The sequence below is a fragment of the Rhizobium brockwellii genome (assembly GCF_000769405.2).
Lineage (GTDB): Bacteria > Pseudomonadota > Alphaproteobacteria > Rhizobiales > Rhizobiaceae > Rhizobium > Rhizobium brockwellii.
The window spans coordinates 2564308-2578990 of the sequence record NZ_CP053439.1 but is presented as its reverse complement, the minus strand read 5'-3'; the positions used below and the strand labels follow the sequence as shown (position 1 = coordinate 2578990).

The following is a 14683-nucleotide window of genomic DNA, read 5'->3' as shown; positions in this document are numbered from 1 at the left end:
ATCATCAATGCATTGAGATACCGGGGCTGATGCCTGAGCGATCCTGATGTCGCCGCCGAGTGGCGTCCTACCCTAAATGGCGATTTGTTCGCCGAGTTCGACGACACGGTTTGACGGCAGATTGAAGTAATCGGAAGGGTCAATCGCCAAGCCTTCCAGCGCCATGAATATGCGCTCCTGCCAGGCGGGCAGCCCGGTGTTCGGCGTCCTCACGAGGTTCCGGCGGCCGAGATAAAAGGAGGTTCTCATGATCTCGAACTTGAAGCCTCCCTCCCGGCAGAGAGCCAATGCTCTGGTGACATCTGGGTCGTCCATGAAGCCGAAGGTGATGTCGAGGCGCACGAAACGCGGCGAGAGCTGGCTGATCTTGATGCGTCTGATATCGGGGACATAAGGTTCATCCTCGGTCCAGACGGTCAGGATAACGTTCTGTTCGTGGAGCACGTGGTTGTGCTTGAGATTGTGGAGCATAACGTTCGGCGTTCGATCTGGGACGCTGGTCAGGAAGACTGCCGTTCCCGGAACGGTGACCGGCGAATGGTCCGACTTTCGCTCGATCGACCTGATGAAGGAATCGAGCGGGATCTCGTTGTTGGCCCGCAGCCTCTTCAGATAGGCCTGGCCTCGGGTCCATGTCCACATCAGGATCATGATCGCCAGCGCAAGGGCGACCGGAACCCAGCCGCCATCGTAGATCTTCAGCAGATTGGCTGCCAGGAACATGACTTCGATGGTGAAAAGCGGCAGCAGCCAGGCGGCCGCGAGGAGGAGGGAATAACCCCAGACGACCCGAAGGAACTGGAAGACCAGCATGGTCGAGATGACCATGGTTCCCGTCACCGAGATGCCGTAGGCCGTCGCCAGCGACTCGGAGTCGCCGAAGGAAAAGATCAGCATCAGCACGCCGACCAGCAGGAGAAGATTGACGGCCGGCACGTAGATCTGGCCGGTGTTGGTCTCCGACGTGAACTTGATCCTGAGCCTCGGCAGGAAGCCGAGGTGAACCGCCGAGCGGGACAGCGAAAATGCGCCTGTGATCACCGCCTGGCTGGCGATGATCGTTGCCATCGTCGCCAGGAGAACCATCGGCGGCAAGGCCCAGTCGGGATACATCAGAAAGAACGGGTTGCCGGCCGTTTCGGGATGGGCGAGAACCAGCGCGCCTTGCCCGAGGTAGTTCAGCAGCAATGCGGGAAAGACAAGCACGAACCATGCCATTTGGATCGGGCGGCGTCCGAAATGCCCGAGATCGGCATAGAGCGCCTCGGCACCCGTCACCGTCAGAAAAACGGCGCCGAGCACGATGAGGCCGACGCTGCCGGCATGGGTGAGGAACAGGAATGCATTGGCCGGATTGAGCGCTTCCAGAATCCTCCAGTCGTCGCCGATATGGATCAGGCCGCCTGCCGCCATGGCCAGAAACCATAACACTGTGATCGGCCCGAAAAGCTTGGAGACGGCGGCCGTTCCCCTCGACTGGACGGCAAAGAGGACGATCATGATCGCCGCCGACGCAAGCGGGACGTATTCGGCAAAGGCGGGTGTGATCAGTTTCAGGCCTTCGAGCGCCGACATGACCGACAAAGCAGGCGTGATCATCGCATCGCCGATGAAGAGGGCGGCGCCGATCAGGCCGGCGAAGAAGAGCACCGGCACGTTTCGCCCCATCTTCTTCATCAGGAGGGCGAGCAGCGAAAGCGCGCCGCCTTCGCCGTCATTGTCTGCTCTGAGAAGGAAGAGCACATATTTGAAAGTCACAATGATCGTCAGCGTCCAGACCATCAGCGAAATCAGACCGATGACCTCGGCCTCATGCACGCCATCGGCTGCAAACGGCCTCAGCGCCTCGCGAAAGGCATAGAGCGGGCTAGTGCCGATATCGCCATAGACGACGCCGACCGCGCCGATGACCAGCCCGACAAAACCCTTCCGGCCGACGCCATCCCCCGTCTTATCCATATGCGTCGACGTCATGGTTCCCCGCTCATGCCACTTGCCTATGAGAACAAACATATGCCGCATTGCAGAACGGCAAGCAAATTGATGCGTGTGCGAATTTTTTGTGAGGGGCGGAGGCGGATGCGGGGATGGGGAGGGTGGCGTTGCGATCCGTTCAAATATCGTCAGTTCGCATCCCCTTGCGATTGCGCTGTCGCATGATAAAAAGGATTCATGACCTGCGCCCTGAACCTTTCGAGCTTCTATTACACGCTGCTCCCATAGAGCGGCGCAAGGTCATATTCCTGACACTCGAGACGCCGCACGGTCGGCGGCACGTGTGTCAACAGATGGTCTCCGGCCTCTTCGGCCCAAATGGAGACCCTTATGACACTATCGTCTCAGCCCACCGGATCTAGATCCGACTTTCTTCGCACTCTGAGCGAGCGCGGCTTCCTGCATCAATGCACCGACTTAGGAGCACTCGACAGCTGGCTTTGTTCAGGAGCCGGCACAGCCTATAACGGCTTCGATCTCACCGCCGACAGCCTGCATGTCGGGCATCTCATTCCGATCATGATGCTGCGGTGGTTCCAGAAGACCGGCAACAAACCCATTGCATTGCTCGGCGGTGCGACAAGCCGCCTGGGCGATCCGAGCTTCCGCGACACGTCGCGTCCCCTTCTCAGCGAAGAGCAGATCACGAAAAACCTGATCGGCATCCGGCGTGTCTTCGAGCGGTTCCTCGCTTTCGGGGACGGCCCGACCGATGCAGCCATGGTCAACAATGCGGAGTGGTTGGGCGGGCTCAACTATCTCGATTTCCTGCGTGATATCGGGCCTCATTTTTCAGTCAACCGGATGCTTACATCGGAGAGTGTGCGCCAACGGTTGGAACGAGAGCAATCGCTGACATTGCTGGAATTCAACTACATGGTCATGCAGGCCTACGACTTTCATGTCCTCGCAGAAAGCCGCGGCTGCCTGCTTCAACTGGGTGGCTCCGACCAGTGGGGCAATATCGTCAGCGGCGTGGAATTTGGACGGAGGATTGGCGGGCGAGCGCTGTTTGGATTGACTGCTCCGCTACTGACGACGTCGTCGGGCGTGAAGAGGGGCAAGAGCGTTTCGGGGGCGGTTTGGCTAAACGCCGACCGGTTGTCGCCCTATGAGTTCTGGCAATTCTGGAGAAATACCGGAGATGCCGACGTGGGTCGTTTTCTCAGGCTGTTCACCGAGTTACCCTTAGGTGAAATTGCACGCCTCGAAGTGCTTCGGGATTCCGAGATCAACGAAGCGAAAAAGATCCTTGCCGACCAGATCACGAGCCTGTGCCACGGGGCAGACGCGGCAGCGCAAGCTTCCGAAACCTCGCGGCGCACTTTCGAAATAGGCGAGGTGCCGGCGGGTCTCCCGACAGTCAGGCTCCCGCATAGCCTTCGCGGTGCCTTTCCGCTCGTTGACGCCATGGTCGTTGCCGGGCTCGCCAAGTCGAAAAGCGACGCACGTCGATTGATCGTTGGCGGCGGTGTGCGGGTGAACGGCGGCGGCGTTAAAGACGAGGCATTGCGGCTTGGCGACTCCGACATCCAGAACGGCGTGATCCGGCTTTCGGTCGGCAAGAAGCGACACGTCCTGCTTCAGCCGGTTTAGCGTTGTGTATTCAATTCGGGGAGCGGGGCAACTCGAACTTGTTACGCTCCTTGCGGGTGCCTTTGACAAGGTGGCCCTTCGGTCCGACCTATTTTGCAGCCTTCAATTGGAGCGGCTGCTCTGCATTGAATTGTGAAATCAGCGGCGGCTGCATCATGCTGACAGGGGATGTCAGCAGTGGTGGTCGATAGTCCTGAGGTCGCGGATTTTCCAAGCAAGTCGCCATTTCGTCGGAATGTCCGGTTATGCCGCCGGATATCCGCGCCAATCGGAGCATTGTCCCGAGATGAAGCCGCACCACCGCATTTTCTTCATTCAGTTTGCCGTGGCCCTCTCCTTAGGCGCGTTTGTTTCACGGCTGCCCGATCTTCAGGTCAAGTTCAGCCTGACCGAAGGGGAGCTTGGCCTTCTGCTCGCCGTTCTGTCTTCCGGGGTTCTCTGCGGGTTGACGTTCTCGGTGAGGTTCATCGAGTGGCTCGGTGCGCGCACCACGGCCTTCGTCACCGTCTTCGGTGCGGCGCTGTTTTTCGCGCTGATCCCCTGGATGCCTTCAGCTCTGGTGGCAGTGCCATTGTTCTTCATTGCCGGCATTTTCACCGGCGCATTCGAGATCAACGCCAATATCGAAACCGATCGCCATGAGGCGCTGCTTGGATACCGCATCATGAGCCGGGCTCACGGCATGTGGAGCCTCGGCTTCTGCATCACCGCCCTTGTTGCCGCCGGCATGCGACAGGCTGCCGTCTCCATCGAACTGCATAGCTTCATCGTCCTCGTGGCGGTCTTGATTGCCGGGTCGATCGTTTTTTCGGGGATCGAAAATGCGCCCCGGCGGCAGGACGCTCACCCCGGAGATACGCCGATCATCGCTTTTCCGACAATCGGACTGCTCCCCCTTTGCCTTGTCGCTGCAGCTCCGCTTCTTGCCGAAGGCGCAAGCGTCGATTGGTCGGCGATCTATATGCGCGACGTATTCGCGGTCGAACCCTTCGTCGGCGGGCTCAGCGTGACCATTTTCTCCTCGTTCATCGCCATCGGGCGTCTCGGCATGGACCCTGTCATTGACCGCTTCAATCCGCGCCCGGTCGCAATCACTCTCCTTGGGATCGCGGCCATCGGTGTTGTCATGGTTGCGACGGCGGCACATCCTGTTATCGCGCTCGCAGGCTTTGGCCTGACGGGTATCGGCTGCTCTTCAGTCTATCCGCTTGCCATCTCGGCTGCTGCCCGACGCACGGATCGACCCGCACCCGTCAACGTTGCAGCGCTCGGGCAGACGACGTTCCTTGTGTTTTTCGCCGGGCCGCCACTGCTCGGCTTCGTTGCCGAACACTTCGGCATCCGCTTTTCATACTGGGCGGTCGTCCCTGTTCTCGCCGCAGCACTGCTGGTCACCAAGGCACTTGCCGCTGATTCTGCCCCGGTCACAAGCCAGCCCGAACCGGTGCAACCACACGGTTGACACGCCACGCCGGCCTCCGCTGTCGTAAGCTCGTTCACCTCAGCAAGCGGAGGGGCAACCTCCGGCTTTCGCTGATGAATTGGGCGAGCGCAATGTATTTCCTATCGCATTGAAGTATTATGAACGGCCATCGGAAATATAGCTCGTATAGGTGAGGAACTAATTCCGTGCACTGTCGTCAACTCTTGGCGAATGGTTTTGCTGCTCAAGCATTGCAGACACCGTCCATTCTCGTCTGAATGGACCTGGTTGGGATGGCGAAATTCCAGCCTTTCGGCCTAGTAAAACACATGTTTTGCAGGCTTTGTGATGGCCGTCCCCGGCAGTTAAGGGAGGCTTGCCTATGGAGCTCCGCGCCTCGCTTCGGACAAATTTCCGCCGCCAAAATGCCAGTATTAGTTGTTTCTAAATCACGCCATAATTCGCATCTACGTTGCTGCGCCTGTTTTATTCTTCGCCACATTTCGGAATTTCAACATTATACAAACAATGGTGGGTAACTATGAAGGTTATTCTCGTCATCATCCTCACGGCGCTTGCCGTGCCCTGTGAGGCAGACATGCTCGGCACGGCGTCCAAGTATAAGAGCATGCACGAACGCTCCATCTCCTTCCTCAGCATCAATCCGCGCAGGGTATCGTGGTGCGGGGCGTTCTTGGCCTTTGTCGCCAAGCGATCTTCGCGACAACCGCCGCCCAACCCCAACATGGCGGCGTCGTGGAGGAAGTTCGGCAAGCCGGTGTTCTTCCGCGCCGCCAGGCGAGGGGATGTCGTGGTGATCCGCACCGGCAGGCGCTTTCATGTCAGCCTGTTCGATCACATCGACCAGCGCCGGCAGTACGTCTACCTGTTCGGCGGCAACCAATCCAACCGGGTCCAGCTGTCCAGATACCGCGCCAGCTCGGTCGTCGCGGTGCGACGATGATGCCAGCCTAAGGGAGCAGGCATCGCTTCTGAAAAAGGCGAAGTATCGCCCTTAAAAACCTCTTGTCTGCAAAAGATAATTGAATTCAATATCTTGCCGTTGATAGAGAGGCTTTTAAGGGACTAACTTTCCAAAAAACAGGCAGGCAGTTTTTGCCGCTGATGTTTCGGGCTTTCCCGGAAAAAGTTTGGCTTCTCAAAAATCGTTCCGACCTCGACGGCAGCCGCCGGCAAGTGGGCTTTCAGGTCTTACGCGCCCTGACGTGGAGGAAGATCGGCGCGATGCGGGTATCGGCGACCATTGGCTCGGCGAGCGCCACCTCGACTGAGGCCATGGGCTCGCCGAAAGCTTCGATCGTCAGTCCCGCTTCGACGATCATCGACACCCAGGTCGACAGCGTCCGGTGAAAACGCGGGACGGCAAACGGCGTCAGTGTCGCCCGTTCGGCCTCGGGGATGGAGGAGAAGATCCAGCGATCGATCCGGCCGTCGCTCTCATCGAAATAGTCGGCGATCTCCACCGCGACGGGCTCGCCAGCCTGATTGCGGATATTGCGGCGCGTCGGCGGCACAAAACAGGGGTGCAGGATCGAAAACTGCAGGAAACCGCCCGGCTTCAAAACCCGGTGGATGCCCTTCAGCACCTCGCGCTGGTCGGCCATGTCCATCATCGACATGAAGGCGGTGACGAAATCGAAAACCGCCTCGGGGAAATCGATGCTCTGGCCGTCGCCGAGCACATAGTCGATGCCGAGCGGCGCTTCAGCCTCGCTCTCGCGGGCATAGCGAATGAAGGTCGGCGCGATGTCGAGCCCGGTCATGCGGGCGCCGAGGCGGGCGACGGCGCGGGTGTTGGAGCCTTCGCCGCAGCCCAGGTCGAGCCCGGCAAGGTTTGCTACCGTCGGCAGCATGTCCAGAAAGGCCGGCGTGTTCAGCGCGTCGCGGTATTTGTCATAGCCGGCGCGGCTATAGATCGTCCAGGTCTCGGCATTGCTCTCCCAATGGGCGGCGACATCATTGGCGTTCATGGCTTTCCTCCTTGCGCGATCGGGACGGGCGGGGAGCTATAGGCGGAGCGTGCGGCAATGGGAAGACGGTCGCTAAAGGGATGGCGGCCATGCAGTCCATCGCGGATGAGCTGGTGAGGCCCATTCGCATCGCCCTCGACCATAGAAACATTGAGGACCAGGATCCCCTGCAGCCGAATTCAGATCAAGGATTTTGCGGTCGCATGACTGCTTAGAGATGCCGAGGCACCTTTGCCTTCAGCAGCTGCACGAGCGCGGGATCCATGAAATCGTAATCGTCAGGAATATGAAGGCAGATCAACCGCTTTGTCCTTGAGAGCTGACCGGTACTTGCCCTGGACTTTCGAACGATGAGCCTTCTCCATGACGAAGACGATATCGGCCCATTCGATCAGTTCGTTCGATAATGGGTTTTCGGCATCCTTGTTCGTGCCGGCCGAGGAGACCTCGATCTCCGGCCAGTTCGCGAAGACCTGTTCGGCCGTCGGGCTGCGAAGCTTGTTCTGACTGCAGACGAACAGGACGTTTTTCACGCTTCGATCTCTCCCGGAGTGAACGAGGCCGGCGATAGCACAATTCCGTGTCCGAGCGAACCAAGGGAGTTGATGCGTCACCCTCGGCTGACACTCTTGAACGCGGTGATGATGCTTTGTGCGGCGCGTTGCGCCTCATCTGATGTCGTCTGGAAATTGGTGACGGAGAGGCGCAGCACGTCGCGGCCGCGCCATTTGGCGCCGCCGGCGAAGATCATACCGTCCGCCTGGATCTTTTCGATCGTCTTTCGCGTCAGTGCGTCGCCTTCTTCGGGGGGCAAGTCCGTTCCGAAGCGGATGACGAGCTGGTTCAGTACGACGTCGTTCAGTATGCCGATGCCCGGTTGCCGCGACAGGAGATCGGCGATCAGCCGCGCTGAGGCGCAGCACTGGTCGATGAGGGTGGTGATGCCGTCGCGGCCGAGATGTTTCAGCATCGCCCAGGTGGCAAAGCCGCGTGCCCTTCTCGAAAGCTCGGGCACATAATGGGAGGGATCGCGTTCGCCTTGCCCGGCGAGCGGCAGGTAGCTCGCGGCGATCGTCATCGCCCGGCGATGGGCGAGTTCGTCGCGGACGATGGCATAGCCGCAATCATAGGGCGTCTGCAGCCATTTGTGGCCGTCGGTCGCCCAGCTGTCGGCCGCTTCGATGCCGCGGCTGAGGTGGCTGGTCTTCGCTGACGCCTGCGCCCAGAGGCCAAAGGCGCCATCGACATGCACCCAGGCGCCTTTCGCCTTCAATAGCGGGATGATGGCGGCGAAATCGTCGAAGGCGCCAGTGTTGATCTGCCCCGCCTGGAGAACGGCGATGATGGGTCCAGAGACAGTATCGAGCGTGGCCGTCAGCGCGGCCGGATCTATCCGTCCCATCGTGTCGGTGGGCAGGCGGAGCACGCGATCATGCCCGAGGCCGAGGAATTGCAACGCGGAGAAGACGGTGGTGTGGGCGTCGTCGCCGATCAGCACGGTAATCTCAGGCGCTCCGAACAGGCCCTTTGCATCGGCATCCCATCCCACTTGGCGCAGCACCTCGCCGCGCGCGGCGGCAAGGCAGGTAAAGTTCGCCACCGTCGCACCCGTGACGAAACCGACCGAGCTTTCGGCAGGCAACTTAAGGAGATCGAGAAGCCATCTCGCCGCGACGGTCTCGACGGCGGACGCGGCCGGGGCGACGACATGGTTTCCGGCATTCTGGCCCCAGGCGCTGGTGAGGAAATCGGCCGCGACGCCGACCGGATGGGAGCCGCCGATGACCCAGCCGAAAAAGCGCGGCCCTGTCGTCGCATGCAGCCCGGGTTCGGCGCCGTCCGAGAGGCGCCTGATGACATCAAGCATATCTGAACCAGCCGCCGGCAGCGGTTCGTCGAAACAGGCAAGCGAGGCTGCATAGTCGTGGGCAGGCACATGACGAGCGGGCGCTGCCTGCCGGAACCCCGCTGCAAGGCGGGCGGCTTCCTGAAACAGAGATGCGATTGCCGACATACGGATCCCCCTGCCGCCACCGATCATGCAGGGGCTCACCCTCGAAAGCAGGCTGCCGGCACACGCAATCTAGCCCATATCGCCGAGGCTGTCTTCGCCTGGCAGATCCCGGATCTGGATTCCGGGGCCTTCCTTGGGCTTGCCGAGACCTCAAGACAAATTGAGCATCGGGGAGGCGCTTCCTAAATATCTACAACAACTACCTTATCCCGTTCTGTCCATTTTTGAAATTCGTGGCTCTTGTTGAAAATGATTGCCTTCTCTTCAAGTATCGTTCAATGATGCGGAAATATCATTTGCACCATTGTCAAGTTGGTGCTGCCAATAAGCGAGGGATATGCACTGAAATATTTCCTTCTCTACGCGCTGACGTGCACGTTGGTCGGGATAGTTCTTCTCTTCATTACCCATGAAGTTGTACCGTTCACGATCGACAAGCCAACCGATCAATTGGTCGCCGGACCAACTGATGAGCCAGTTGCCGGACCAACCGAGCAATCGGCAGCCCGACCAACCGGTGAGCCGTTGAACGCGGCAACCGGCAAGCCTGTGCCGGGGGCAACCGGCGAGCCTGTGCCGGCGGCAACCGGCAAGCCGGTGCCCGGGCCAACAGCCGATCAGGCCGCCGTCCAGCAAGCCGATCCCTTGGTCGTCCGATCTACCCGCCAGCCGGTCGACGGGCCAGCGCGAGAACCTGCGGTCGGACCAACCGGCGAACCGGCTGCGAGGCCAACCGATCAATCGGTGGTCGGTCCAAGCGGTGAACCGGTAGTCCGGAAGGGCGGTCGGCTGGGGAGCCCGGCGCAGTGATCGGCGCTGAGATGATGGATTTCCGTTCGATCTCGTAACTTCGAGCATATGCTGAACTACGAAGCTTCCTGACATCGGTTGCATCGGCTGAGGTCATCTGTATTGACACTACCTCTCATCTCGCAGGAGGTCCCGATGGATGGAAGTGGCACGACGATCAGGCATGTCAGGGCAGACGAAGTGGAGGCTTTCCGCTGCATCCGTCTGGAAGCGCTCCGCACCGAACCGTCCCTCTTTGCAAGCCGCTACGAGGACTGGGAGGCTCTTTCTCTCGAGGAGTGGCGCAACCGCCTGAATGAGCCGGTTTTCATCGCCTTTCAGGGTGACGAACCCGTCGGCATAACCGGCCTAGTTCGACAGCGGTCGAGCAAGATGGCCCATCGCGCGACGATCATCATGGTTTACGTGAGAAGGAGCCTGCGCGGAACGGGCCTTGCCGGCAGGCTGCTCGGCGCGGTGGCCGATCACGCGCGCGATATCGGCATCCTGCAACTGGAACTCTTCGTCAGCGCGGAGAACCCGGCGGCAATACGCTTCTATCAGCGGGAAGGCTTCTCCGAGATCGGCAGGATTCCCGGCGGGGTTCTGGAGGAGGGCAGGGAGATCGACGACGTCATGATGGCTCGCCGTCTGGTCGGTTAGGTCTCACGCGGATGTTTCGGCGCATATCGGCTAGCCTCACCTATTGACCTCAAGTGGGGTTGGGGTTGCAGCATGCCGGCATGGGCTGGAGGCTTGGCCGTGACGAAAATTCTGAAAGATGAGGATCTGGTCGGCAGCGCGTTGATGGCGGTCGCAATCGATGCGCTCGAGACCGCCTTTCTCGCGAGAGCCGGCAATCGGCTGATCTCTCCGCCCCGGCACCATGTCTCGTTTCCCGATCGAGGCGATCTTGTCTTCACCGTCGGCGGCATCCTCAGCGATAAACCGCTTGCGGGCTTCCGGGTCTATGAAACATTCGACGGGGCGGAGCATTCGCAGATCGTCGCTGTGTGGTCGGTCGACGACGCGAAGCTCAAGGGCATTATTCTCGGAGAGCGTCTCGGCAACCTCAGAACCGGTGCGATCGGAGGGCTCGCCATCCGGTATCTCAGCGCGCCTGACGCCAGCATCGTCGGGATCCTCGGCAGCGGAGCGCAAGCGCGAACCCAGCTTGCCGCGGCCGCCGCCGTTCGAAAACTGGACCGCGCCCGCGTCTATAGCCGCGACGAGAGGAATCGCGCCGCCTTTGCAACTGAGATGCAGCACGCCTTGGGTATTGAAGTGGAGCCTGCAGGCAGCGCCTCTGAAGCCGTCGATGACGCCGACATTGTCATCTGTGCGACGACGAGCCGAATGCCCGTCATCCATGCGCGGGATTTGAAGCCCGGCGTGCACGTCAGTACCGTCGGCCCGAAAACGCGTGAGGGATACGAACTCGGCCTGGATATCGCCGATGCCGCAGCCGTGATCGCAACGGACTCTCCCGAACAGACGCGCGCTTATGCTTCGCCCTTTTTCCTGACCGGCTCCGGCAATGAGCACCGCATGGCCGACCTTGCCGATATCATGGCCGTGAAAGCGGCGGGGCGAGGATCGCCTGGCGATACGACGCTGTTTTGCTCCGTCGGCTTGGCTGGAACCGAAGTCGTCGTCGCCTCGGCAATCCTCGATATGCTGTGAGCCTGTTTCCCTTTATTCACGCCAGACCCAGCACATCCCCCATGGCGTATTCGCCGGGTGCGCGCCCTGCGATCCAGCGGGCGGCGGCAAGCGCGCCGCGGGCGAACATGCCGCGGTCGAGAGCCGAATGCGAGAGCGTCACGACTTCCTCGGCGGCGGCAAACAGGACGCTGTGTTCTCCGACCAGCCCGCCGGCCCGCAACACGGCAAAGCCGATTTCGCCGGGTGGCCGCTCACCGGTGATGCCGTCACGCCCGCGCCGCTCGACGGATGCAAGGGAAACGCCACGGCCCTCGGCCGCGGCTTCGCCAAGCATCAGCGCCGTACCCGACGGCGCGTCGATCTTCCTGTTGTGATGGGCTTCGAGGATTTCGATATCCCAGCCATTGGCGGGAAGGGCGCGCGCGGCCTGGGCGACCAGGCCGACCAGCATGTTGACGCCGATGGAGAAATTGCCGGAGCGCAGGATCGGAATCGCGCCGGCGGCCTTTGCGATCCGTTCGAGCTCATCCGGCTCGAAACCCGTCGCCCCGATCACCAAGGCCGGTCCGCCGGCCGACGCGCACAGGCCGGCAAGTTCGGCGGCAGCACGTCCCGTCGTGAAATCCAGGATCACGTCGGCCGCTCCGATCGCAGCCGAACGGTCGATCAACCCGGCGCCCGCGGATCCCTCGCGGCCGATGCCGCCGACGAACGCAAAATCCGGATCGGCCGCCAGCAGCGGCAGGATGGCGCGCCCCATGCGGCCGTTCGCGCCGGCGACGGCTATTTTGATTGGTGAGGTCACGGACTTTCCTTGGCTGGCGACATTTCCGACGGACGGCTGCTTGCATCGGCATTACGCCGGCGAACGGGATCTGCAACTACCGCAATTGAGCTCCCGGCGCAAAGCAGGGATCTCCTCTGGTCTTCTGCCGCTTACCAGTTGCCGGGATCGGCGGTGTGATCGATGCTGGCGAATTCGTCTGCCTTGTCCCGGTCCAGCTTCACCTCCGTGGCAGCCTTCGTCTCGTCGACGACCAAGTAGCGGTCGGGGATCGGTCCCCTTGATAGTTCCTGGTACAGGAGCAAGGCGGCCTCCTCGGCGGTGTCGGCCTCGATCTCCCGAGTGATTGATACGGTGAACTTGTGCATGGCTTCGGCCCTCTCGATCGGTGCGGCGGCGCGCGCAGTTTGCACAGTCTGACACGAGTTTTGTGTCGATGACACTAAAACTGCTCGCTTAGAATTTGATTCATGCGATGGCTTCAGGTCTTTGTTTTTATGAATGTCGTGGTGCCAAGCCGCCGCACCGTTTTGGGCGAACTCAGCCGAGGAGATAGATCATGCGCCTGAATCAAGTAACCGTTACGATGCCTGACCTCGATGCGGGCTGGAACTTCTACTGCGCTCTCGGTCTCAAGCCCGTCGTCGACGCCCGTCCTCGCTATGCGCGCTTCGTCTGCCCGGACGGGGACAGCACCTTCTCCCTGCATCAGGGCGAAGGCGGCGGTGGCGGCACCACGGTGTATTTCGAGTGCGAGAAGCTGGACGAGACGGTCGGCAGTCTCAGCGAGGCCGGTCTTCGTTTCGTCACCGGACCGAAGGATAAGAGCTGGCTCTGGCGCGAGGCGGAGCTTTTCGACCCCGGCGTTAACCGCATCATCCTTTATTTCGCCGGATCGAACCGCACCGATCCGCCGTGGCGCGTGGATAAGGTGGACCGCCCGAAGTAGGCAGCCTCGGCGCCGGCCTATCCCGGCCATTCCCCGAATTGACGAATCGCGGTCGCCTCGGCATCTTTGTGTCGGCGTGGCCTAACGCCGAACCTCCCAGGACCTTCCCCAGCAGGGTCTTCAACCGGAGGCAAAGGGACTTTCGTCTCGGGTCGTGATCCTTGGTCCTGATGTTTCGGGCCTGTTGCTGGGGAACGATGTCCGGAACGTGAGAGGCCCTGATATGACTGAAAATGGAAATTTCAAACGGCGGGTGCGTGCGCGCGCCGCCAAGACGGGTGAATCCTACACCGCCGCCCGCATGCATGTTCTTCCCAGGTCGGCGAACGATGCACTGCCTGAGGCAAGGCGCTTGCGTCTTGCCGTGGCCCAGACCACCCATGCCGACGATCCCCGCGATGCCGACAAGCTTCGCCAGAGCGGACAGGAGATGCGCCTGCTGATGCGGCAGGCGCGAGAGGCAGGGGCGCGGCTTATTCACTTTCCCGAAGGGACGACATCATCGCCGAACAAGCGCATCATGTCGGAAATCGGGCCAAGAGAGATCGGGCCGTCCGATTGGCGGCGGTTCGAATGGGCCGTGTTGCGTGAGGAACTGGATATAACGCGCAAACTGGCGCGCGAACTCGGGCTCTGGACGGTCATCGGTTCTGTGCATCCGCTGACGCCGCCGCACCGGCCGCACAACAGCCTTTATGTCGTCTCCGATCGCGGCGAACTGGTGACGCGCTACGACGAGCGGCTGCTGTCGAACACCAAGATCTCCTTCATGTACACGCCGGGTTCGATCCCCGTGACCTTCGAGGTCGACGGCATCCGTTTCGGCTGTGCGCTCGGCATGGAGTGCAACTTTCCTCAAATTTTCACCGAATACGAGCGGCTCGATGTCCACTGCGTGCTGTTTTCGTCCACTGGGGGGACGTCGGCCAATGATACCTCCTTCGCCGCCGAGGTGCAGGGGTATGCGGCGAGCAACAGGTACTGGGTGAGTTTCTCCATACTGGCACATCCCGGTTTAGCTGATCCCGTGTCTTCCGGGATCGTCGCTCCCGGTGGCCGGTGGGCGGCGCAATGCCCTGCGGATGGAACGGCCGCGATATCGCTCGCCGATATCGACGACAATCACGGCGATATTGCTCGGCCGTGGCGGCGCAAAGCGCTGAGCGGCCTCTACGAGCCGCACCGCGTGGCCGGCGATCCGCGCAGCGACGGGCGGGATATGTTTTAGAGCCGCGTCGCGTCGGCGGCATTCCGGCAAAGTGAATGCAGCAGATGCCATATGCACTGGCGGAACCGTGCCCACGGTTCCCGCCATCTCCCTTCCTGTCCCGTTCGTTTCGGCGCAACACTGCTTCGCCTACGAGACCCAGTCCTTCGCTCGAGCGGGCGCTGGCGCGCCGTCGCTGAATTTATCGACAAGGTTCGGCCGGGCGGCAAGCCCAATCAGCCCTTCGTTGCCATGATCAAAGGCAAGCGT

General features: G+C 60.9%; 13 protein-coding genes and 1 pseudogene. 8 read left to right on the top strand and 6 right to left on the bottom strand.

The window, feature by feature from the left end:
* Positions 1-72 precede the first annotated feature (72 nt).
* Complete coding sequence (locus tag RLCC275e_RS12900) at positions 73-1974, bottom strand: potassium transporter Kup (protein ID WP_033180745.1); 1902 nt, start codon at positions 1972-1974, stop codon at positions 73-75.
* Positions 1975-2325: 351 nt separating this feature from the next.
* On the opposite strand from RLCC275e_RS12900, the gene tyrS reads away from it, so the two are divergent.
* From tyrS to RLCC275e_RS12885, 3 genes are all read left to right on the top strand, one after another.
* Complete coding sequence (gene tyrS / locus RLCC275e_RS12895; protein ID WP_033180744.1) at positions 2326-3591, top strand: tyrosine--tRNA ligase; 1266 nt, start codon at positions 2326-2328, stop codon at positions 3589-3591.
* Between the two features lie 286 nt (positions 3592-3877).
* Entirely contained in the window at positions 3878-5053 is a 1176-nt protein-coding gene (locus RLCC275e_RS12890; RefSeq protein ID WP_033181012.1) for an MFS transporter, read from the top strand.
* A 502-nt stretch (positions 5054-5555) separates the two neighbouring features.
* Entirely contained in the window at positions 5556-5978 is a 423-nt protein-coding gene (locus RLCC275e_RS12885; protein WP_003560470.1) for a TIGR02594 family protein, read from the top strand.
* Positions 5979-6219: 241 nt separating this feature from the next.
* Here RLCC275e_RS12885 and RLCC275e_RS12880 read toward each other — a convergent pair whose 3' ends face one another.
* From RLCC275e_RS12880 to RLCC275e_RS12870, 3 genes and pseudogenes are all read right to left on the bottom strand, one after another.
* Entirely contained in the window at positions 6220-7005 is a 786-nt protein-coding gene (locus RLCC275e_RS12880; RefSeq protein ID WP_033180743.1) for a class I SAM-dependent methyltransferase, read from the bottom strand.
* A 211-nt stretch (positions 7006-7216) separates the two neighbouring features.
* Positions 7217-7538 (bottom strand): annotated as a pseudogene (locus tag RLCC275e_RS12875) (low molecular weight protein tyrosine phosphatase family protein).
* Positions 7539-7615: 77 nt separating this feature from the next.
* Positions 7616-9019 (bottom strand): pyridoxal phosphate-dependent decarboxylase family protein, encoded by a 1404-nt coding sequence (locus RLCC275e_RS12870; protein ID WP_033181011.1) that lies wholly within the window; start codon positions 9017-9019, stop codon positions 7616-7618.
* 312 nt (positions 9020-9331) lie between these two features.
* Between RLCC275e_RS12870 and RLCC275e_RS34255 the strand changes: the two genes are divergently transcribed.
* The 3 genes from RLCC275e_RS34255 to RLCC275e_RS12860 all read left to right on the top strand — a co-directional run bounded on the left by RLCC275e_RS34255 (position 9332) and on the right by RLCC275e_RS12860 (position 11491).
* A complete protein-coding gene (locus tag RLCC275e_RS34255) occupies positions 9332-9829 on the top strand; it encodes a hypothetical protein (RefSeq protein WP_130707755.1) in 498 nt (165 codons plus the stop codon).
* 135 nt (positions 9830-9964) lie between these two features.
* Complete coding sequence (locus tag RLCC275e_RS12865; protein WP_033180742.1) at positions 9965-10471, top strand: GNAT family N-acetyltransferase; 507 nt, start codon at positions 9965-9967, stop codon at positions 10469-10471.
* A gap of 99 nt (positions 10472-10570) precedes the next feature.
* On the top strand, positions 10571-11491 hold the full coding sequence (locus tag RLCC275e_RS12860) for an ornithine cyclodeaminase family protein (RefSeq protein ID WP_033181010.1): 921 nt from the start codon (positions 10571-10573) through the stop codon (positions 11489-11491).
* A 16-nt stretch (positions 11492-11507) separates the two neighbouring features.
* On the opposite strand, the gene dapB is transcribed toward RLCC275e_RS12860, so the two are convergent.
* Both dapB and RLCC275e_RS12850 read right to left on the bottom strand, forming a co-directional pair.
* The gene (dapB, locus tag RLCC275e_RS12855) at positions 11508-12278 is read right to left on the bottom strand and encodes a 4-hydroxy-tetrahydrodipicolinate reductase (protein ID WP_033180741.1); all 771 of its coding nucleotides are present in this window, start codon (positions 12276-12278) and stop codon (positions 11508-11510) included.
* Positions 12279-12409: 131 nt separating this feature from the next.
* Entirely contained in the window at positions 12410-12625 is a 216-nt protein-coding gene (locus RLCC275e_RS12850) for a hypothetical protein (protein WP_027684007.1), read from the bottom strand.
* 191 nt (positions 12626-12816) lie between these two features.
* Here RLCC275e_RS12850 and RLCC275e_RS12845 point away from each other — a divergent pair, with 191 nt between their 5' ends.
* Together RLCC275e_RS12845 and RLCC275e_RS12840 are read left to right on the top strand one after the other, a co-directional pair.
* Positions 12817-13206 (top strand): VOC family protein, encoded by a 390-nt coding sequence (locus RLCC275e_RS12845; protein ID WP_033180740.1) that lies wholly within the window; start codon positions 12817-12819, stop codon positions 13204-13206.
* 223 nt (positions 13207-13429) lie between these two features.
* Positions 13430-14434, top strand: a complete 1005-nt coding sequence (locus RLCC275e_RS12840; RefSeq protein WP_033180739.1) for a carbon-nitrogen hydrolase family protein — start codon at positions 13430-13432, stop codon at positions 14432-14434.
* Positions 14435-14683: the final 249 nt, after the last annotated feature.